This is a genomic window from Streptococcus sp. HMSC066E07, from assembly GCF_001814695.1.
Lineage (GTDB): Bacteria > Bacillota > Bacilli > Lactobacillales > Streptococcaceae > Streptococcus > Streptococcus hominis.
Genome location: NZ_KV817441.1, coordinates 1 through 398 on the forward strand (window position 1 = coordinate 1; position 398 = coordinate 398).

A 398-nucleotide genomic window follows, 5' to 3' on the forward strand; every position below is an offset into this window, starting at 1 on the left:
ATAGTGCTGTCGAAGTTGGTCCGAATAGCTGAGCAGCTGATGGAGAATCTCCTGATTGGTTAAATGCGCCCGAAAAGCTGGTCTGTAAAAACGCTTATGGCTGAGCTTGCGGCTGTCCTGCTGGAGGAGTTTCCAATAGCGTTTGAGGGCTCGGTATTCCTGAGATTTTCGGTCGAATGGGTTCATGATTTGGATGCGGACACGGTTCATAGCTCGGCTGAGGTGCTGGATAATGTGGAAACGATCGAGAACAATTTGGGCATGCGGGAAAAGCTGCTTGGCCAGCTGATAGTAAGGACTGAACATGTCCATGGTCATCACTTTGACCCTCATACGAACCTGTCTAGGATAGCGTAGAAAATGGTTTCAAATGACCGCTTGGGTTCTGCCGTCCAGGA

1 pseudogene is annotated in these 398 nt (G+C 49.5%); it reads right to left on the bottom strand.

The annotated features are described in order from the left end of the window. A pseudogene (locus HMPREF2984_RS09400) lies at positions 1–398 on the bottom strand (transposase); the annotation flags it as partial.